Origin of the sequence: Clostridium ljungdahlii (assembly GCF_001636845.1) — a bacterium.
GTDB classification, from domain to species: Bacteria; Bacillota; Clostridia; order Clostridiales; family Clostridiaceae; genus Clostridium_B; species Clostridium_B ljungdahlii_A.
Genome location: NZ_LITT01000063.1, coordinates 21,798 through 42,533, shown reverse-complemented (window position 1 = coordinate 42,533; position 20,736 = coordinate 21,798). Strand labels below are relative to the sequence as shown.

The 20,736-nt window shown below is 30.9% G+C and carries 18 protein-coding genes and 1 tRNA gene; 14 read left to right on the top strand and 5 right to left on the bottom strand.

Annotated features, from left to right (window positions below; translation table 11 throughout):
- Positions 1-51 precede the first annotated feature (51 nt).
- Positions 52-984: a TIGR01212 family radical SAM protein gene (locus WY13_RS18330; protein ID WP_063557017.1), complete on the top strand. Its 933-nt coding sequence runs from the start codon at positions 52-54 to the stop codon at positions 982-984.
- Between the two features lie 62 nt (positions 985-1,046).
- Positions 1,047-1,757 (top strand): 2-phosphosulfolactate phosphatase family protein, encoded by a 711-nt coding sequence (locus tag WY13_RS18325; protein ID WP_063557016.1) that lies wholly within the window; start codon positions 1,047-1,049, stop codon positions 1,755-1,757.
- A 38-nt stretch (positions 1,758-1,795) separates the two neighbouring features.
- Here the strand turns inward: WY13_RS18325 and WY13_RS18320 are convergent, their stop codons facing one another.
- From WY13_RS18320 to murC, 5 genes are all read right to left on the bottom strand, one after another.
- Positions 1,796-2,194, bottom strand: a complete 399-nt coding sequence (locus WY13_RS18320) for a hypothetical protein (protein WP_013240758.1) — start codon at positions 2,192-2,194, stop codon at positions 1,796-1,798.
- A gap of 64 nt (positions 2,195-2,258) precedes the next feature.
- Positions 2,259-2,912 carry an HAD family hydrolase gene (locus tag WY13_RS18315; protein ID WP_063557015.1) on the bottom strand — a complete coding sequence of 218 codons (654 nt, stop codon included), beginning with the start codon at positions 2,910-2,912 and terminating at the stop codon, positions 2,259-2,261.
- A 222-nt stretch (positions 2,913-3,134) separates the two neighbouring features.
- A tRNA-Pro gene (locus WY13_RS18310) sits at positions 3,135-3,210 on the bottom strand.
- A gap of 290 nt (positions 3,211-3,500) precedes the next feature.
- A complete protein-coding gene (locus WY13_RS18305; protein ID WP_063557014.1) occupies positions 3,501-3,821 on the bottom strand; it encodes a hypothetical protein in 321 nt (106 codons plus the stop codon).
- Positions 3,822-3,887: 66 nt separating this feature from the next.
- The gene (gene murC, locus WY13_RS18300; RefSeq protein ID WP_063557013.1) at positions 3,888-5,261 is read right to left on the bottom strand and encodes a UDP-N-acetylmuramate--L-alanine ligase; all 1,374 of its coding nucleotides are present in this window, start codon (positions 5,259-5,261) and stop codon (positions 3,888-3,890) included.
- 263 nt (positions 5,262-5,524) lie between these two features.
- Here murC and purR point away from each other — a divergent pair, with 263 nt between their 5' ends.
- The 12 genes from purR to WY13_RS18240 all read left to right on the top strand — a co-directional run bounded on the left by purR (position 5,525) and on the right by WY13_RS18240 (position 20,671).
- Positions 5,525-6,340, top strand: coding sequence for a pur operon repressor (purR, locus tag WY13_RS18295; RefSeq protein WP_063557012.1), 816 nt, complete (start codon positions 5,525-5,527; stop codon positions 6,338-6,340).
- Positions 6,341-6,441: 101 nt separating this feature from the next.
- Positions 6,442-6,732, top strand: coding sequence for a septation regulator SpoVG (gene spoVG, locus WY13_RS18290; RefSeq protein ID WP_013240751.1), 291 nt, complete (start codon positions 6,442-6,444; stop codon positions 6,730-6,732).
- A gap of 188 nt (positions 6,733-6,920) precedes the next feature.
- Complete coding sequence (gene glmU / locus WY13_RS18285; RefSeq protein WP_063557011.1) at positions 6,921-8,291, top strand: bifunctional UDP-N-acetylglucosamine diphosphorylase/glucosamine-1-phosphate N-acetyltransferase GlmU; 1,371 nt, start codon at positions 6,921-6,923, stop codon at positions 8,289-8,291.
- Between the two features lie 22 nt (positions 8,292-8,313).
- Positions 8,314-9,273: a ribose-phosphate diphosphokinase gene (locus WY13_RS18280; protein WP_063557010.1), complete on the top strand. Its 960-nt coding sequence runs from the start codon at positions 8,314-8,316 to the stop codon at positions 9,271-9,273.
- A 212-nt stretch (positions 9,274-9,485) separates the two neighbouring features.
- Positions 9,486-10,172 carry a response regulator transcription factor gene (locus WY13_RS18275; protein WP_063557009.1) on the top strand — a complete coding sequence of 229 codons (687 nt, stop codon included), beginning with the start codon at positions 9,486-9,488 and terminating at the stop codon, positions 10,170-10,172.
- Entirely contained in the window at positions 10,173-11,588 is a 1,416-nt protein-coding gene (locus WY13_RS18270) for a sensor histidine kinase (protein ID WP_063557008.1), read from the top strand.
- A gap of 82 nt (positions 11,589-11,670) precedes the next feature.
- Complete coding sequence (locus tag WY13_RS18265; RefSeq protein WP_063557007.1) at positions 11,671-12,849, top strand: S1C family serine protease; 1,179 nt, start codon at positions 11,671-11,673, stop codon at positions 12,847-12,849.
- Between the two features lie 91 nt (positions 12,850-12,940).
- Positions 12,941-13,504, top strand: a complete 564-nt coding sequence (gene pth, locus WY13_RS18260; protein WP_063557006.1) for an aminoacyl-tRNA hydrolase — start codon at positions 12,941-12,943, stop codon at positions 13,502-13,504.
- A gap of 141 nt (positions 13,505-13,645) precedes the next feature.
- Positions 13,646-17,167: a transcription-repair coupling factor gene (gene mfd / locus WY13_RS18255; RefSeq protein ID WP_063557005.1), complete on the top strand. Its 3,522-nt coding sequence runs from the start codon at positions 13,646-13,648 to the stop codon at positions 17,165-17,167.
- A gap of 75 nt (positions 17,168-17,242) precedes the next feature.
- On the top strand, positions 17,243-18,268 hold the full coding sequence (locus WY13_RS18250; RefSeq protein ID WP_063557004.1) for a peptidylprolyl isomerase: 1,026 nt from the start codon (positions 17,243-17,245) through the stop codon (positions 18,266-18,268).
- 158 nt (positions 18,269-18,426) lie between these two features.
- Complete coding sequence (spoVT, locus tag WY13_RS18245; protein WP_063557003.1) at positions 18,427-18,984, top strand: stage V sporulation protein T; 558 nt, start codon at positions 18,427-18,429, stop codon at positions 18,982-18,984.
- A 151-nt stretch (positions 18,985-19,135) separates the two neighbouring features.
- Complete coding sequence (locus WY13_RS18240; protein ID WP_063557002.1) at positions 19,136-20,671, top strand: putative polysaccharide biosynthesis protein; 1,536 nt, start codon at positions 19,136-19,138, stop codon at positions 20,669-20,671.
- The last annotated feature ends 65 nt before the right edge of the window (positions 20,672-20,736 follow it).

The following is a 20,736-nucleotide window of genomic DNA, read 5'->3' as shown; positions in this document are numbered from 1 at the left end:
TATAATGACAATGTATTATTTATTGGGAGATTGAGAGGATGAAGGGTTAGGATGTTGTGGGGAGACAAAACATACTATAGTTTGAATTATTATTTGAGGAGAAAATTTGGATGTAAAGTATTTAAAATATCTTTGGATGGAGGATTTTCTTGTCCTAATAGAGACGGTACTATAAGTACAGGTGGATGTATATTTTGCAGTGAAAAAGGATCTGGGGATTTTGCAGGAAATAGGAATGTATCTATATCAAGTCAGTTTCAGGGTATAAAGCAAATGATGAACAAGAAGTGGAAAGATGGAAAGTATATAGCCTATTTTCAAGCATATACAAATACTTATGCTCCTGTAGAAATACTAAAGCATAAGTATGAGGAAGCTATAAATCAAGAAGGTGTAGTTGGCCTTGCAATAGCTACTAGACCTGATTGCCTTGAAGATGATGTGCTGGAATTACTTGAGAAATTTAATAATAAAATTTATACTTGGGTAGAGCTTGGCCTGCAAAGTTCTGATGATTTTACAGCAGAAAAAATAAACAGGGGATATAAATTAGAAACGTTTGAAAGATCTGTAAAAAATTTGAGAAAAATAGGAATTGAAGTGGTAGTTCATTTAATAATGGGACTGCCCTATGAAAATAAAGACATTATGATGAATACAGTAAAATATGTATCAAGTCAGGATATACAGGGAGTAAAGTTCCATTTGCTTCACTTAATGGAACATACTCCTCTTGTAAAATTGTATAACGAAGGACAGTTGAAGCTTATGAGTCAAGAAGGCTATGTAGATGTAATATGCTCAGCACTGTCAAATACCCGGCCAGATATTGTAATTCACAGGTTAACTGGAGATGCACCTAGAAATTTACTTATAGGACCTAAATGGAGTCTTAAAAAGTGGGAAGTTCTAAATGACATAGATAAAACTATGAAGGATAGGAACATCTATCAGGGAATATATTGTGAGAATAATATGAAATAGTTAATTCATAATTGTTGAGATATAAATAATATGTGATTACTTTTAGAGGGGGAAATTGAAAATTGAAGATAGATGTAATAATATCAGCAGATGATATAAAAGATGAGAAAATTGCGGACAAGTCTGTGGTAATAGTGGATATGCTTAGGGCAACTTCAGTAATTACTACCGCTATGGACAATGGATGTAAGGCAGTGATACCTGTTCTAACTGTAGAAGAAGCTCTAGAAATAGCAGGGAGAGATAGGAAAAAATATATACTTGGAGGCGAGAGAAATGCCTTAAAAATACCAGAATTTGATTGCTCGAATTCTCCACTTGAGTATACTAGAGAAGTTGTAAAAAATAAAATTCTTATAATGACTACAACTAATGGAACTAGAGCAATAAAAAGAAGTGTTACAGCAAAAAATATGCTAATAGGAGCCCTTATAAATGGAGCTAAGGTGGCAGATAAGATAGTAAGCTTAAGAAATGATGTAACGATAGTTAATTCTGGAACAAGTGGACAATTTTCTATGGACGATTTTATATGCAGCGGATATATAATAAAGTGCATCTTGGAAAAGACAGAGGTAGAACTTACAGATATATCCAAAACTGCATTATATGTTTATGAAAAGAATCCAGATATTGTAGGATTTATACAAAATGCATCTCACTATAAAAGGATACAACAGCTAGATTTATATGATGATTTAAAATACTGCTGCAAAAAAGATATAATAAAAGGCGTTCCCGAATATTTAGATGGAGTTATCAAATTATTATAGAAATGTTAAAAAGCCCTAGTTTTAAGTAATAAAGGGCTTTATTCAATTATCCTTATATAATTAGATTTTATCCATCCTTTAGAATTCAACCTGTTGTCTCCAGGCAAAAAAACTTCATACCAAAGTTGACTTTGAATTTGAGCACTATCTTGAATTTTTAAAGAAGTATTTTCTTTTAAAGTATTAACTATGCTGGAGTTTGAAATAGGTGAAAGATGAAGAGTTCCACTTATAGTAACTACTGCATTTAAAAATTGAGGAGTGACGTATTTGATGTCTATTTTCTTAGGAGTTTGTTTTGATAATTTTGATTTCAAATCATCATTTTCATACTTTAAAGAAAGTATTTGTCTTCTCTGAACTGAGACCTTATCGTTGAATTTGTATAGAATAACAGCATTTCCTGCTATAATTAGAAGGAATAAAAAAGCTAGCATTTTAAATCTCCTCATTTAAGTACTTTTATATTAGTATATTCAATAAGGTGCTTAAAAATGAAAATTATATTGCCTTCATTAATTCGTTATAATTAGATATATGCATGTCCGAATAATTTATTATTTCATTCCATTGGTACTCAGAATATAGGTCATGTACACCTATCACAGTCATACCTGCTGATTTTGCACCTTTAACGGCACACAGCATATCTTCAAAAACTACACAATCCTTTGAATTTAAATTTAACTTTTGGGCAGCACAAATATATATATCGGGGAAAGCCTTACTTTTTGAAATTTCATCACCTGTAATTATTGAGTCAAATAAATCATATATCTTATTCTTTTTGAGACATGCGTTTGTTATTTCTCTATAATTGCTTGTGGCTAAAGCTATTTTAATACCCTTTTTCTTTAATAAAAGTAAAAACTCTTTAGCTCCTGGTTTAAGTGAAATATTATGAGAATATTCATAAATGGCCATATCGTACCATTCTTTTTGAATTTCTTCTATACTATCATGAATATTAAATTTATTTTTAAAATACTCGGCAGTTTCATAAAAATTCATATGTTCTATATCACTTTTTAAGTTTGCGGGAACCGTTAGCTTTTTTCTTGCCAAATAGTTTTCATCAATGTTTTCCCACATCCACATGGAGTCAATAAGAGTGCCATCCATATCAAAAATAGCACCTTTAATGTTTTTAAGCATTTATATATCACCTCATTTTAAGTATAACATCAAAATGATTTTAGATAAATGTTCTAAGTATATTCAGATTAATTGGGATTAATAGTTAAAAACTTCAGCCTAAAATTAAGCTGGAGTTTTTTATTTTCATAAACTTTATATAAATTTGAGAAAAGGTGGACGAAAGGTGGGTATTACTAAAATATTAATAAGCTTAAATCATATTTAGTCCATTTATATCAATGGTCGGAGTGACAGGATTTGAACCTGCGGCCTCTTGCTCCCGAAGCAAGCGCGCTACCATCTGCGCTACACCCCGCTCATATGCTATTTTATACCATATATAAAAAAAAGACAAGATACTTGTAAACTGCAGTGCACAATGCAGGATAATTTAAGTTAAGAATTAATAATGAAAAATTAATAGTGAAGGATGATTTTTAGCTATCGCAAAAAATCTTTAAATTTATATGAGTCACCTCTTAGTAATGTTTTGCTTTAGCAAGACGAGTGGTAAAAACTTAATTAAAGATTTTTTGTAGTGTAACGAAAAAAAATCCACATTAACTATTAATTCTTCATTCTTAACTATTAATTAAAAATAAAATATCATATGCTCATTTTATCCTCATTATCGCCTTCGCCTCTTGTAGGAACTGTAGACATGAGAAATCCAACTAGTACTGATACTAGGGCTGGTGATATTATATTTATATAAGCTATGTAAGAGGTTCTATATAATATTAGTGCAGTTATGCCTGTTAAAAGTATGCTGATTATAAAAATATAAATTACAAATTTAGCAAAAGAACTAAAGAACTTTTTATATAGTTTGTGTCTTGTAGGGCCACTTATTATTTTTTGAAACAAAAAATATGATAATAGAATTAAGATTACATCTACTGAAGCAGATATTAAAAAATTTTTCAAATAAAACACCTCCAATAGGTTTATTAATCTATAGTATTACCTTATTGGAGGCATTTTACACTCAAATTATTCGCTTAAATACATTTCGCCTACTTTAAATACATCTCCTGCACCTACAGTTAGAAGGAGGTCTCCATCTTTTAAATCGGTTCTTAAATAATCTACTATGGATTTAAAATCTGGAATATTAGTGCACTTTATACCGCGCTTTGCAATTTCTTCAGCTAGCATAGCAGAACTTACCTTGCCGGTGTCTTTTTCTCTTGCAGGATATATATTTGCCAAAATTAGCTCATCTACGTTGTCGAAAGCCTCAGTAAATTCTTTAAATAAGCTTATAGTTCGTGAAAAAGTATGGGGCTGGAATACACAAATTATTCTCTTATGAGGGTAATTTATAGCAGCATTTAAAGTTGCTTTTATCTCAGTAGGATGATGAGCATAATCGTCTATTACTGTTATGCCTTCTTTTTTACCCTTCAACTCAAATCTTCTGTGAGTACCTTTAAAGTTTTCCAATCCCATTTTTATGTTATCAGTGGATATATCTAAGATTAAAGATACAGCTGTACTTGCCAGTGCATTTAATATATTGTGTTTACCTGGAACATTTAAATGTAAAGATGAGATTTTAACATCATTTTTATATATATCAAAGGATGCACAACTTTTTTCATCAAAACGTATATTTTTAGCTGTAATGTCACCAGTATTAATTCCATAAGTTAATACGCTGCAGTTAACGTTTGATATAACATTTTTCATCCTTGCATCGTCTGCACAACCAACTAAATATCCTTCTTTTGGAATTAGATTTGCAAATTTTATAAAGGCATTTTGTATATCTTCTATGTCTTTATAATAATCAAGATGATCAGCATCTATATTTAAAATTACGCCTATGGATGGGAAAAATTTCAGAAAAGATCCTTTGTATTCACAAGCTTCAGTAATGAAATAAGGACTGTTTCCTATTCTTACATTACCATTTATATTGTCCAAGTTTCCCCCTACTAATATGGTAGGATCTAAATCTGCTTTAAGGGTAATACATGACAGCATGGATGTAGTTGTGGTTTTACCATGGGTACCTGCTACAGCTACATTATACTTATGACCTTTCATTATATGACCTAAAAGCTCAGCTCTGGACATTAGAGGAAGGTTCAAGGTTTTAGCTTTTAAAAATTCCTCATTATTTTTTTGGATTGCGGCAGTATATATAACTAAATCTATATCTGGTTTTATATTTTCACTGATTTGTCCTATATAAATTGTAGCTCCTTTTGATTTTAATTTTTCTGTTGCAGGAGAAGTTTTTATATCTGAACCAGATACTTTAGAACCCTTTTCTAATAAAATTTCAGCTAAAGCACTCATGCTTACTCCACCTATACCTATAAAATGTACTCTCTTATTTTTTATAAAATCAAATGACAACTAAATCACTCCTTTAATTTAACTAACTCATCTAATAATTATATACAAAAATTGATTAAAAAACATAACTTTATAGATATAATTTTTAATCTGCAATATTTGAACTTTAAACTTTTTAAAAACTTTGAAGCGATAAATTCTTAAGTTACTAGTTGAGCTTGTAGTAAATAGGTGTTGATAAATAACATTTTTTAGAATACAATATGAATAATAGAATAAAATAATAACATATTATTCGTAAAATTATATAGATGGGTGATAGAATGCAAAAGTTTAGTAGAAATCAGAGAATAGCTGCAGTAACAAAAATCTTACTTGAAAATCCTAATAAAATAATGGGTTTGAATAACTTCACAGAAATGTTTAATACTGCAAAGTCTACTGTGAGTGAAGATATTGTAGTAGTGAAGGATACTTTAAATAAATTGGACATGGGAAAAATAAATACTGTATCAGGAGCAGCAGGGGGAATTAAATATGTATGTGGTATGTCCAATGAAAAGAAAAGGGAATTTGCTGAAAAATTATGTATTATTTTGAAAGATAGAGAAAGAATAATACCAGGGAATTTTTTATATATGACAGATATAATGTTTAACCCTAAGATAATATACACTGCCGGATTGATATTGGCATCTATTTTTATAGAAAAGGATATTGATTGTGTAGTTACTGTTGAGACAAAGGGAATTCCACTAGCTTATGAAGTAGCTAGAATGCTCGGAGTCCAACTTGTAGTTGTAAGAAGGGAAACGAAATTTACTGAAGGCTCTACTTTAACTATAAATTATGTATCAGGTTCTACAGGAAGAATTCAAAATATGTCTTTGTCTAAGAAAGCATTGAAGAAAGGAAGTAAGTGTATTTTTATTGATGACTTTATGAAAGCAGGAGGAACTGCTAAAGGTATAGTAGATCTTTTGAAGGAATTTGAAAGTGAACTTTTAGGAATAGGAATTTTAATAGACAATATAGGAATATCTAACAAATTGGTTGAAGACTATGTGTCACTAGTTGATTTTAAAGGCATTGATGAAAGTGGGAATGCAATTCTATTTCCTTCTGAAATGTTTAACTAATAAAATTTTCAAAAAATTTTATTTATTTTTAATAAAATAGGAAGGAAAAATACAAAATATAGAGAATAGTATATACATAAGCATCTTGGAGGTGGATTTATATGCAAATTACAGACGTTAGGGTAAGAAAAATTGCAGCAGAGGGTAAGATGAAAGCTATTGTTTCAGTAACCTTTGATAACGAATTCGTAGTTCACGATATAAAAGTTATAGAAGGTCAAAATGGTCTTTTTATAGCAATGCCAAGTAGAAAGACTCCTGATGGAGAGTTTAAAGACATTGCTCACCCTATAAATACTCAAACAAGGGAGAAAATACAAAAGGCAATTCTTGATGAGTATGAAAAAGTAAAAAGTGAAGAAACTGTTACCGAAGAAAAGGTTAAGGAATAATAAAAGGGAGTATTTATACTCCCTTTTATTATTCCTTAATTATTTCTATTTCAAGATACATTTAAAAATTATTATCCGAAAGTTATTTATAAGGTTGCAAATAATTTTCATATAAAATATAATATTATAGGATGTTTTAATAATATAATGTATAAAATTGAAGCTTATAACCATAAAGAGGTGTTAAAATGTATAATTGTGCTATAATATTGGCGGCTGGAGAAGGAAAAAGGATGAAATCATCTAATCCTAAAGTACTCCATAAGGTTTGCGGAAGAGAAATGGTGAATATAGTTATTGATACTGTAAAGAAAGCACAAATAGAAAATATAGATGTGGTAATCGGCAAAGGTTCGGATGAGGTAAAAAAACATACTGAAAGCAGGAATGTAAGTTATTCTTTTCAGAAAAAACAATTGGGTACAGGAAATGCAGTTTTATGTTCGACAAGTTTTTTAAAGGATAAAAAGGGAACTGTAGCTATATTTACAGGAGATGCACCTTTAATAAAAGAGGATACTATAAAAAAGATGCTAAGTTTTCATAATGAAGGTGGATATAAAGCTACTATACTAACTTCTTTAGTGAAAGATCCTTCTGGATATGGAAGAATTATTAGAGAAAAAAATGGAGAAGTATCTAAAATAGTTGAGCATAAAGATTGCTCAGAGGAAGAGCTTAGAGTAAATGAGATAAATTCAGGAATGTACTGTTTTGATATAGAGAGCTTAACGGAAAGCTTAGATAAAATACATAATGATAATGCTCAAGGAGAATATTATTTGACTGATGTTATAGAAATATTGAAAGGTCAAGAAAAAAAAGTTGGAGCATTACCAATTCCATTTGAGGAGACTATGGGAGTTAACTCAAGGGTTCAGCTTTCAGAAGCTGAAAGAATTATGAGAAGAAGAATAAATAGAAAACATATGGAAAATGGCGTTACTCTTATTGACGCTGATAATACTTACATAGAGTTAGACGTTAAAATAGGTAAAGATACTATATTATATCCTGGGAATGTACTTCAGGGTAATACTGTAGTGGGCGAAAATTGTACATTGTATCCTAATTCTAGAATACAAAATAGTATAATACAAAATAATGTAACAATTCAAAGTTCAGTAATACTAGACAGTACTATAGGGGAAAGTACTACTGTAGGACCTTTTGCATACATAAGGCCTGAAAGTACAATAGGTAAGTCTGTAAGAATAGGTGATTTTGTGGAAGTAAAGAAGTCAACTATAGGGGACAAGACAAAAGTGTCTCATTTGACATATATAGGAGATGCTGAAGTTGGAAGTGGATGCAATTTTGGCTGTGGAACTGTAGTAGTAAATTATGATGGAAAGAAAAAGAATAAGACGTTAATTGGAAACAATTCATTTATAGGATGCAATACAAATTTGATCTCTCCAGTTAAAGTTAATGACGATACTTATATAGCAGCAGGTTCTACAATAACAGATGAAGTTCCAGAAGGAGCGTTAGCAGTAGCTAGGGCACGACAAATAAATAAGGAAAATTGGGTATATAAAAAAGGATTAAAGAAATAAAATTTTAGGAGGGCTTTACATAATGATAACCCATGGTAAAAACATTAAAATTTTTGCAGGCAATTCTCATCCTGAATTAGCTAAGCAAATAGCGGATATTTTAGGAACTAAAGTTGGAAATTCTAAAGTTTCTACATTTAGTGACGGAGAAATATCTGTAGATATTAATGAGACAGTTAGAGGAATGGACGTATTTATAGTTCAATCAACAAATGACCCTGTAAATGATAATTTGATGGAACTTTTAATTATGATTGATGCATTTAAAAGAGCATCAGCAGGGAGAATAACTGCAGTAATGCCTTATTACGGATATGCTAGACAGGACAGAAAAGCTAAGGCAAGAGATCCAATTACAGCAAAACTTGTAGCAGATATATTAACTGCTGCTGGAGCAGACAGAGTACTTACAATGGATTTACATGCAGCACAAATTCAAGGATATTTCAATATACCTTTAGATCATCTTTTGGGAGCACCTATTCTTGCAAAGTATTTTATACAAAAGGAATTTGACAAGAGAGATGATATAGTTGTAGTTTCACCGGACCTTGGAAGTGTAACAAGGGCAAGAAAATTTGCCGACAAGTTAAATGCAAGTATAGCTATTATTGATAAGAGAAGACCAAAAGCTAATGTATCAGAAGTAATGAATATAATTGGAGATATAGAAGGAAAAACAGTTATATTAGTGGATGATATGATAGATACAGCTGGAACAATAACAAATGGTGCCAATGCTCTCATGAAACGTGGAGCAAAAGAAGTTTATGCTTGCTGCACACATGCAGTATTATCAGGGCCAGCAATAGAGAGAATAAAAGATTCTGTTATAAAAGAACTAGTAATGTTGAATACTATAAACTTACCTGACAGCAAAATGTTGGATAAATTTAAGATACTATCTATAGCTCCAGTATTTGCGGAAGCTATAAAAAGAATATATGAAGATGTTTCTGTAAGTAAATTATTTGAAGATTAGAATTAAAAGGCATGTAGAAAATGTATTCTACATGCCTTTTAATTGGAAATATTAAAGTGTACTTAGTATTTATGACTTATTTGTAACTTTTGATAATATATTATTATTTATACAAAAATATGTGATAAATTTAATATAGGAAATCTGTTTATTACAGATAAGATGATTGATGAGGTATTCATATATCAATATTTATTTAGGAGGGTAAAATTATGGAAGGGTCTATAGGTAAAATTTTAATAGTAGATGATGATGAAAATATATGTGAAGTAATAAAAATGTACGTAGAAAGTGCAGGATATGAGACAAAGGTGGTTAATGATGGTAGGACAGCGGAAGCTATGTTTTTAGAATATAAACCAGATTTAGTACTTTTAGATATAATGCTTCCCAATATAGATGGAATAGATGTACTTAAGTGGATAAGAAAAGAATATGAAACTCCTGTAATTATGCTTACTGCAAAAGGAGAAACTTTTGATAAGGTTTTAGGCCTTGAATTGGGAGCAGATGACTATATAGTTAAGCCTTTTGAAGCCAAAGAAATGCTAGCTAGAATTAAGGCGGTACTTAGAAGGTATAGTGTGGATAACGAAAACAAGGAAGTACTAAAATTTAATCAGCTAACTATTGATATAAATTCATATACAGTAGTTTATAAAGATGATGAAATAAAAATGCCACCTAAAGAGTTTGAATTACTACATTATCTTGCAAGTAATAAAAACAGAGTATTTACTAGAGAACAACTTTTATGTGAAGTTTGGGGTTACGATTATCCAGGAGATTCTAGAACTGTAGATGTACATGTTAAGAGATTAAGGGAAAAGCTTCAAGGAGGACCAAATTGGCAAATAGAAACTGTGTGGGGTGTAGGATATAAATTTGAGGTGAAGTAAATGAAAAAGGGGTTATTTTCAAAACTTATGGTTGCATTTACTGGAATCATTATAGTTAGTTTTGTAATGACATCAGGTTTTTTATCCTATTGGTTTGAAGGTTATTATTTTCAACAGAGAAAAGTAGAGATGCTTAGAGAATCTCAGCTTATAGAATATAAAGCTATACAGTATTTAAATGGGAATTTGACTTCAGATAATATAAATGAAACTTTAAGTTACATAGGAAAGTATTTATCAGCAGATATATGGTTAGTGGATAATTATGGATATATCTATTCTGTATCAAAAAGTGAGCATAAAAAACTGATAGCTACTTCTAGACAAATAGTTACTAAAGATTTACAAGATCTTAGAGAGAACAAAACAGTTAATAAGATACAAAATTACCCAGGCATATTTACAACTCCAGTTCATACATTTGAAATACCTATTTTTTCAAATGGAGTTTTCAGAGGTGCTATAATGATGCATACTTCTATAAGTGAATTAAAGAGCCCTCTAAAGAGAGTGTATGAAATTATATGGATATCAGCTGTTTTGGCCATTATAATATGTTGCATTGTAATTTACTATTTATCACAAAAAATAATAATAAATCCCCTTAAAAAAATAAATTATGTAGCAGATAAGATCTCTAAAGGAGAAGTTGAAAAGAGAGTTCATATAGAATCCAAAGATGAAATTGGAGAACTTGCGAAATCCTTTAACATTATGGCAGATTCATTAGAAAAAGTAGAAAAGCATAGAAGAGAGTTTATATCCAATGTATCTCATGAGATAAGGTCTCCAATAACTTCTATAAAAGGATTTATTGGGGGAATGATTGATGGAGTTATTCCAGCGGAAAAACAGAACTATTATCTATCAGTTACTTATTCAGAGATACAAAGACTTACAAGGCTTGTAAATGATCTTTTGGATTTGTCTGCAATTGAAGCCGGTGAATTTAAACTTAGAATAGAAGAAGTAGATATAAATGAGATTATAAGATTATGTGTTATAAAATTTGAAACTAAAATAAATAATAAGAAATTAAAAGTAGATGTATTGCTGGAAGATAATAAGTTGTATGTAGCTGCAGATAAAGACAGAATAACTCAAGTGGTTACAAATTTAGTGGATAATGCTATAAAATATTCAGATATTGGTGGAAATATAAAAGTTTCAACTAAAGTTAAAGGTGAAAAGGCAGTTGTATCTGTTTATAATGATGGACCAGGTATACCGGATTCAGATTTAAAACATATATGGGATAGGTTTTATAAGGTTGACAAATCCAGAACTTCAAAAGTGAGTACAGGGCTTGGACTTTCTATTGTAAGAAGTATACTTACTCAATTAGGTGAAGATATATGGGTTGAAAATAAGGAGCCTAAGGGAATTGTATTTACTTTCACTTTAAAGAGGGTTTAAGGAATCATTACATTCTGTTCATATTTGTGTAAAACTTTTTTATTATAATTACTCTAAGTTTAGAGATTATGAGGTGTAATTAATGAATGATGATAACATAAAAGATGCTAATTGGGAAAATGTAAAAGATGATCAGGCAAAAATAAAGTTTGTAAATAGTAAGAAAAGGTCAAATATAAAAAAAATAGCCAGTTTATTTTGTGTTATACTAGTAGCTGCAGTTTCTGGAGGTATATCTGGAGCATATGTAATTAATAAAAAACAAGCCTCTAAAATGTATACACCTGATAATCAAATGTTAGTTGAACCAAAGCAAGATAAAAGTGAAGTAAAAGATAAATCTGAAAACACGAAAGAAAATTCTATAACAGAAGTAGCTGAAACTGTTGGGCCTGCAGTAGTAGGAATAAGTAATAAATCAGAAGGGTATTTTGGACTGCAGGATGCAGGAAGTGGATCTGGAGTAATAATTGATTCCAATGGATATATAGTTACTAATTATCATGTAGTGCAGGGAGCAGATAAAATTACTGTTAAGCTTTCAAGTAATAAGATATTAAATGCTTCTGTGTTAGGAACAGATCAAAGATCCGATTTAGCTGTAATAAAAGTAGATGCAAAAAACCTTCCCGTAGTTAGGCTTGGAGATTCTTCAAAAGTGAAGGTTGGCGATACTGCGATTGCCATAGGAAATTCATTAGGAGAGCAGTTTGCGGGATCTGTTACAGCAGGAATAATAAGTGCATTAAACAGGAAAATAGAGTACAATGGATCGATATATAAAGTTATTCAGACAGATGCAGCTATAAATCCAGGAAACAGTGGCGGACCTCTTTGTGATTTACAAGGTAATGTTATAGGTATAAATAGTTTAAAAATAGGTGCCAATTTAAATGCAGAAGGAATGGGCTTTGCTATAGATATAAATGAAGCAAAGGGTATAATAAAATCACTTATGAACAGTGGAAAAGTATCGAGGCCTTATCTAGGTATATCTGGAGAAAGTGTAGTGTCAGAGGATGATAAGATTCAGGGCGTTTATATTGAACAGGTAGAAAAAAGTAGTGGGGCTGCTGTTGCTGGTATAAAGCCTACGGATATAATAATGCAGGTAGATGGTAAAAAGGTAAGGGATGCATCAGATATAGAAGAAATAATAGAAAGTCATAAAGTTGGAGAAAAGGTTGAGGCTCAAATTTGGAGAGACGGTAAGACTATAAAAGTGGAAGTAGTTCTCTCTGAATTTAATGGAAATAAATAAAGAGACTTTTGGTCTCTTTATTATTTATGTCTTTTAGTATAATATATATTATGTAATGGATTTAACATAGTATTGAGATTGGAGTGAAATAATGTTTTTAATAGTTGGATTGGGAAATATAGGAACTAAGTATCAGCATACAAGACACAATATAGGATTTGATGCTGTAGATTTAATAAGTAGTAAGTATAATATTCCTATAAATAGGGAAAAATTTAAAGGAACTTATGGAGAAGGCATAATAGCAGATAATAAAGTAATGTTATTAAAACCGAGTACTTATATGAATTTGAGTGGAGAAAGTGTAATAGAGGCTGCAAATTTTTTTAAGATAAAAAGCAGCAATATAATAATTATATACGATGATATAGATCTTGAAATTGGAAGGATTAGAATAAAAAAACATGGAAGTGCTGGAGGACATAATGGCATAAAGAGCGTAATAGCAAATTTAGGTACAGATGTATTCCCAAGAATAAAAGTAGGGATTGGACAGCCTAAAGGGGATCTTGTATCTCATGTTTTGGGAAAATTTGACAAAAATGAAAGAAATGATATAGAAAAAGTTTTAGAAACTAGCGCAGGTGTATTGGAATGTCTCATAAATTGTGGAGTAGAAGAAGCTATGAATAAGTTCAATGGATTAAGAATATAAAGCTTATACAAAATAATTCAATTGATACCGTATAATCTCTTTAAACAAAGAGATTAACGGTTGTTGTGCGTTAAATTAAAAAACTTAAGTGAAATATTTATCTAGAGTCAGATGAATAAAATTTATAGGGTGGTTGTTAAAATGAGATTAGATGGACTTATAAAACCTATGAGGGAAAGCAGAGAATTTAGAAATATTATTGATGGAATAAGCAAAAAAAAATTCCCTATAGGGGTATTTGGACTTTCAGAGTCAGCTAAAAGTTACTTAATATATGGAGTGTATAACGAAATAGACAAGCCTTTCCTAATTGTTACTCATAGTGATGTAGAAGCCAGAAAACTATATGAAGATCTATCCCTTTATTTAGCAGAAGTATATTACTTTCCTACTAAAGAGATGGTATTTTATAATATAGATGCCATATCGGGAGACCTGAGGTGGGAAAGGTTAAAAGTAATAAGGAAAATGATAGATACAGGTAGAAAAATTATAATAACTTGTGTGGAATCTCTAGCATCTACATATATACCTGTAGAGTTATATGAAAATTATATAATTAACATATCTGTAGGCAACGTTTTAAATTTAAAAGATATAAGTGAGAAATTGGTTCAAGGTGGTTATGAAAAAAATGAAATTGTGGATTCAAAAGGCCAATTTTCCATAAGAGGTGACATAATGGATGTATACTCACCAATAGCTGCAGAAGCATATAGAATAGAGCTATTTGGGGATGAAGTAGAATCTATTAGAACTTTAAATTTAGAATCGCAGAGAAGTATTGATAAAATAGACAGTATAGAAATATTTCCTGCTAAAGAGATTATACTTGATAAGGATAAGATTCAAAAGGGAAGAAAAAGTATAGAAGATGACGCAGCTCTAGTAGAAAAGAAATTAAAAAAAAGCAAGAATAAGGAAGCATTAGATAGAATAGATGAGTTAACAAAGAAAAACTTAGAGAATTTAGAGGAGAACTGGAGTTTCGAAAATATTGATAGTTTTCTTCCATATTTTTATGATAAGCCTGCTTCTTTCCTTGATTATGCTAAGGACTATTTTATAGTTATGGATGATGTACAGAGGTGCTCTGGGAAATTAAATAGTGTATATTTTGAATTTGAAGAAAATTATAAAAGCCTTTTAGAAAAGGGAAATATACTTCCCAAACAGAGTAAAATGTTATGTGCAAAATCTGATTTACTTGAAGAACTTAAAAATAAGGAAATTATGACATTAGATGCTATTGCTAAGTCCTCTAAAGTTATTCAACCTAAAACTATAACTAATTTTTCTCAGATAACTTTAAATAGTTACCAAGGACAGATGGATCTACTTATTGAGGATATAAAGGATAAGAAGTCTAGAGGTTATAAAATTTTGATTTTATCTGGAACAAGACCTAGAGGAGAAAGATTGGCAGACACTTTACGGGAAAGAGGCATAGAAAGTAGCTATAGAGATGTTATTCATGAGATTAAATCAGGGGAAGTTGTTATAACTTTTGGAAGTCAACTCAAAGGCTTTGAATATCCAGATTTTAAAGTAGGAGTTATATCAGATAAAGAAGTTTTTGGTAAAGCAAAAAAGAAGAATACAAGGAAGGCTCTCAAAAAGGGAGTAAGCAAAATAAAAAGTTTTACAGAACTTAAGCCCGGGGATTTTGTAGTACATGTAAATCATGGTATAGGAATATACAAAGGAATAAAGCAGCTGGAAGTTCAAGGTCACAAGAAGGATTATTTGGAACTCATATATGACTCTGAAGATAAACTGTATGTACCTGTAGAACAATTGGATATGGTACAAAAATATATAGGTTCTGAAGGAAAGAGTCCCAAAATAAGTAAATTGGGAGGATCAGATTGGGCTAAAGCTAAGAAAAAAGTAAAGAAATCAATAGAGGAAATAGCTGAAGATTTAGTAAAATTATATGCAATTAGGTCTACTTTAAAAGGTTATAAGTATTCAAAGGATACAGTATGGCAAAAACAGTTTGAGGATGAGTTCCCCTATGAAGAGACACCAGATCAACTTACAACCATACAGGATATAAAGCAAGATATGGAATCAGATAAGGTAATGGACAGATTACTTTGTGGGGATGTAGGATATGGGAAAACAGAAGTAGCAGTAAGAGCTGCTTTTAAGGCTGTTATGGATGGAAAACAAGTTGCATTTTTAGTTCCAACTACAATACTTGCACAACAACATTATAATAATTTTGTTCAAAGGTTTTCTGACTTTCCTGTAAAAATAGATATGATAAGCAGGTTTAGAACAACAGCACAGCAAAAAGCATCCATAAAGGCAGTTAAAGTAGGAGACGTTGATATATTAATTGGTACTCACAGAATATTACAAAAGGATGTACAATTTAAAGATTTGGGGCTTCTTATAATAGATGAGGAACAGAGGTTTGGAGTAAGTCATAAGGAAAAAATCAAAAAGATTAGAAAAAATGTAGATGTACTTACGTTAAGTGCTACACCGATACCTAGGACCCTGCATATGTCTCTCGTAGGGGCTAGGGATATAAGTGTTATAGAGACACCTCCAGAGGAAAGATATCCAATTCAAACTTATGTAGTGGAATATAATGATCAATTAATAAGAGACGCCATATTAAGAGAAATAAATAGAGGAGGACAGGTTTATTTTGTCTATAATAGAGTTGAGAGCATAAAAGAAATGGCTTCTTATATAGCCAAACTAATTCCAGAAGCAAAAGTGGCTGTAGCTCACGGACAAATGCAAGAAAGGGAACTTGAAAATATAATAGTTGATTTTATGAAAAATGAGTATAATATTTTAGTGGCAACTACTATTATAGAAACCGGTATGGATATACAGAATGTAAATACAATGATAATATATGATGCTGATAAAATGGGCTTATCACAACTATATCAACTAAGAGGAAGAGTTGGAAGAACTAATAGAATGGCTTACTGTTACTTGAGTTATAGAAGAGATAAGGTTCTTACGGAAGTAGCAGAAAAAAGGCTTAAAGCTATTAAAGAATTTACTGAACTTGGATCTGGGTTTAAAATAGCACTAAAAGATTTGGAAATAAGAGGTGCAGGTAACATGATGGGAGCATCACAGCATGGTCATATGGCTGCCGTAGGATATGATCTCTATTGTAGAATGCTGGAAGATACTATAAAGCTTATAAAAGGAGATATAGACAAAGAACCTGTAGAAACTACCGTAGAATTGAAAATAGATGCATATATACCTGATAATTATATAAAGAGTGAAGTTCAGAAAATAGAAATATATAAGAAAATAGCAGCTATAAGTTCCTATGATGATATGCTTGATATAAAAGAGGAATTGGAAGATAGATTCTCTGATATACCAACTTCAGTATACAACCTGATGGATATAGCCTATATAAGAAGTATGAGTAAGAAAATTGGAATAGAGGAGATAAAAGAAGTAAAGGACGAAGTTGTTTTTTCATTTCAAGATCAGGATAGGGTTGACAAAAATGTGCTTAGGGAACTGTTTAAAACTTATCCACATGAGTTTATGCTGAAGATGAATAAAAAACCTGGGTTTGGATATAAATTAAAAAATGTAAAGAGAGAAGATATTTTGCATCATATTAAGGAAATTGTGAAATATATGCTAAAAATATATGAACAAAAATAGCTTTGTAGTAAAAATAGTTTTGTGTTAAAATTAATTTATATTTTGTAAAACACAAAAAGAGTGGGGGAATAAACCGTGAAGAATATAAAAAGGTTGGTGGCTGCTGCATTTGTAACAGTGTTCGCATTTTCAACTGTAGGATGTAATATGATAGAAAAAACACCAGAAGCTATAGCCAATAGTACTGTGGCAACAGTTAATGGAGAAAAAATCACAAGAGGTGATTTAGATAAAGATCCAAATACAATTCAATTGCTAAGTCAAGCTAAACAACAATATGGTTCAGACTATGCAAAAAATGATGAAGCTACTAGTGCTATTAAAACCCAAAAAGAACAGATACTGGACAATATGATTACTACTAAAGTAATTGAACAAAAAGCTAAAGAGTTAAAGCTTCTGCCAGATGAAGGTAAATTAAAATCAGACATGGATAAAAAGATTGATGATATTAAAAAGCAGAACTTTAAAGGTGATACAAGTCAATTTGATGCAGCATTAAAAGCACAGGGATTTACTGAGGAATCATTTAAGACTATGTTTTTAGCACAATTGAAAACTCAAGCGATAGAAACAAACATAAGTAATTACCTTGCAAAAAGTGTAAAGATAACAGACAAACAGGTTAAAGACTATTACAATGCAAATAAGGATAAGTATACAGAGCAGCCTGATAAAATGCATTTAGCTCATATACTTGTAAAGACAAAAGATGAAGCACAAAAAGTGAAGGCAAGATTAGATAAGGGAGAGGATTTTGCAAAGGTTGCAAAAGAAGTTTCTCAGGATGCCGCTACTAAAGATAAAGGTGGAGACTTAGGATTTGTAAATTATAACGATTCAGGATATGATGCTCAATTTATGGCAGGAGCAAAAGCATTAAAAGAAGATGCTATATCAGATCCAGTTCAAAGTAGTTTCGGGTATCATATAATCAAGTGCATAAAAAAGCAAGAATATCCAGTTAAGGATTTTAACAAAGTTAAAGATGATATAAAGAAGCAGCTGGAAAGTGATCAAAAGAGTAAACTAGTTTCTCAAAAAGTTCAAGAATGGAAAAAGGCCGCAAGTATAACTAAAAAAGAAAATAATATTATGTAAATTAATTTTTATTTAAATAGGTATAAAAGAACTGTAGCAATTGTGCTGCAGTTTTTTTATTTTTTCTAATTTAAATAACAATTGTGTATAAAATTGCATATTTAGAAAAATAATAATAATACAAGTTATATATTATATTTTATAGGAGGAATTATAGTATGAAAGCAACAGGAATTGTTAGACGTATAGATGACTTAGGTAGAGTTGTCATACCAAAAGAAATAAGAAGAACTCTTAGAATAAGAGAAGGAGATCCTCTTGAAATATTTACTGATAGAGAAGGTGGGGTTATATTAAAAAAATATTCCCCTATTGGAGAACTTAGTGATGTTTCAAAAGGGTATACAGAATCACTTCAACAAACTATAGGAAATATAATTATGATATGTGATAAAGACAGCATGGTGTCAATTAGCGGCATACCTAAAAAAGAATATATGGGAAAAAAGATAAGTAATGAACTAGAAAAATTAATAGATAATAGAAAAACGGTTTCCATAGCTGGGGATAAGGAGGAAGATGGAATTATTCCTTTGTATGATGATGAGGATGTACAGGGTAAATACTCAGCCCAAATTATATGTCCTATAATAGCAGGAGGTGATGCAATTGGAGCTGTAATGATAGTATCTAAAGAAAAAGCTAATTTTGGAGATATGGAAATAAAGCTAGCTGAAACTGCATCATCATTTTTAGGTAAACAAATGGAACAATAGATAATGGCAGCATTAGCTGCCATTTATATTCTGTTGACATTATTGACTATAATTTAAAAAATATTCATTTAAAGTAATAATACCTTCGAGTTTTAAATAATTATAAACATGGAACAAATTGTTTGCAATTATAGCATTCGGAGGTATTTTTATGAAAAAACAATCTCTTATAAAAGGCACTTTTGTATTAGGGGCAGCGGGTATACTATCAAAATTTTTAGGACTATTTTTTAGATGGCCACTTCAAATGCTCATTGGAGATGAGGGAGTGGGTTACTATCAAATGTCATTTCCACTTTATATGTTCTTTATTGCTGCAGCTTCAGGTATACCTGTAGCGGTGTCAAAGATGGTATCAGAGAGAAATGCCGTTGGAGATCATGAAGGGGTAATTCAAGTACTTAGAAAATCTATACTCTTAATGGTTATTTTGGGAACAGGTTTTACAGCTATACTACTTATATTTTCAAATCCAATTATACATTTTTTGAAATGGGATAGAAAATCCTACTATTCTTTAATTGCCATTGCATTTGCACCTATATTTATATCCATAATGAGCGCTTTCAGAGGATTTTTTCAAGGCCTTCAAAATATGAATTATACAGCTGTATCTCAAATTATAGAACAAATAGGCAGAGTAATAGTAGGAGTGGGACTTGCATATTTGCTATTGCCTAAAGGTATAGAGTATTCTGCAGGAGGGGCAGCATTAGGGGCGGCAGCAGGAGGACTATTTGGAGGAATATATTTAATAGCAAAGTATATGTATGTAAGAAAAGAAATAAGCGTATTTAAAGTTGCAGATAATAAGGATGTACTGAGCAAACTGCTTTATATAGCTATTCCAGTATCTTTAGGAGCAGCAGTTAGCAGTATAATGAGTCTTATAGATTCGGCTTTGGTGCCTCAGAAGTTATTGGAGGCTGGATTTACATATAGGGAAGCTGCTATATTATATGGACAGCTTACTGGAAAAGCATTTGTGCTTATAAATATACCACTAACAATATCTTCAGCACTATGTGCTTCTTTGATGCCAATAATTGCAGAATCGTATATATTAAATAGAAAAGTTGATGTCATAAATAAGGTGGATTTGTCTTTTAAAATTTCTATGGTTATTGCAATTCCATCTACCATTGGATTATATGTTCTAGCACACCCTATTCTGGATTTAATTTTTCCAGGTCAATCTGCAGGATTTGATATACTTCAATATTCAGCATTGTCTATTCCTTTTATCGTACTTGTTCAGACATCTACAGCTGTGCTGCAGGGCATTGGACATTATATTAGGCCTGTAGCTAATTTGGCGTTAGGATGCATCATAAAGATAGTTATAACCCTATTTCTTGTGCCAATACCTTATATAAATATTTATGGAGCTGTTTTAGGAAGTATAGGAGGATATATTGCAACCTGTATTTTAAACATAATATTTTTAAGCAGGAAATTAAAAATTCGTGTAAATTATTTTGAAACTATGGTTAAACCCGCATTTGCATCCATTTTTATGATGGCAGCTGTTGTAATTATATATTTATATGTCTATAATTATAGCATGAATAGTAGAATAGCTTGTTTTTTAGCTGTAATTGCCGGTGTGATTATATATGTACCAATCATAGTTATATTTGGAATATTCAAATACAGTTATATAAAAAGGAGATTCTTAAAAAAATAAGGCATTTGAAAGAAAATAACAAGTCAAAGATGCGACGGGTATTTTTTATCAGACAAGGAGGCAGG

What these genes read in the sequence shown, in the direction of transcription:
- WY13_RS18330 (WP_063557017.1), top strand. Translation starts at nt 52, where the DNA reads ATGTTGTGGGGAGACAAAACATACTATAGTTTGAATTATTATTTGAGG.
- WY13_RS18320 (WP_013240758.1), bottom strand. Translation starts at nt 2,194, where the DNA reads ATGCTAGCTTTTTTATTCCTTCTAATTATAGCAGGAAATGCTGTTATT.
- WY13_RS18315 (WP_063557015.1), bottom strand. Translation starts at nt 2,912, where the DNA reads ATGCTTAAAAACATTAAAGGTGCTATTTTTGATATGGATGGCACTCTT.
- purR (WP_063557012.1), top strand. Translation starts at nt 5,525, where the DNA reads ATGCAAAAGTTTAGTAGAAATCAGAGAATAGCTGCAGTAACAAAAATC.
- spoVG (WP_013240751.1), top strand. Translation starts at nt 6,442, where the DNA reads ATGCAAATTACAGACGTTAGGGTAAGAAAAATTGCAGCAGAGGGTAAG.
- glmU (WP_063557011.1), top strand. Translation starts at nt 6,921, where the DNA reads ATGTATAATTGTGCTATAATATTGGCGGCTGGAGAAGGAAAAAGGATG.
- WY13_RS18280 (WP_063557010.1), top strand. Translation starts at nt 8,314, where the DNA reads ATGATAACCCATGGTAAAAACATTAAAATTTTTGCAGGCAATTCTCAT.
- WY13_RS18275 (WP_063557009.1), top strand. Translation starts at nt 9,486, where the DNA reads ATGGAAGGGTCTATAGGTAAAATTTTAATAGTAGATGATGATGAAAAT.
- WY13_RS18270 (WP_063557008.1), top strand. Translation starts at nt 10,173, where the DNA reads ATGAAAAAGGGGTTATTTTCAAAACTTATGGTTGCATTTACTGGAATC.
- WY13_RS18265 (WP_063557007.1), top strand. Translation starts at nt 11,671, where the DNA reads ATGAATGATGATAACATAAAAGATGCTAATTGGGAAAATGTAAAAGAT.
- pth (WP_063557006.1), top strand. Translation starts at nt 12,941, where the DNA reads ATGTTTTTAATAGTTGGATTGGGAAATATAGGAACTAAGTATCAGCAT.
- mfd (WP_063557005.1), top strand. Translation starts at nt 13,646, where the DNA reads ATGAGATTAGATGGACTTATAAAACCTATGAGGGAAAGCAGAGAATTT.
- spoVT (WP_063557003.1), top strand. Translation starts at nt 18,427, where the DNA reads ATGAAAGCAACAGGAATTGTTAGACGTATAGATGACTTAGGTAGAGTT.
- WY13_RS18240 (WP_063557002.1), top strand. Translation starts at nt 19,136, where the DNA reads ATGAAAAAACAATCTCTTATAAAAGGCACTTTTGTATTAGGGGCAGCG.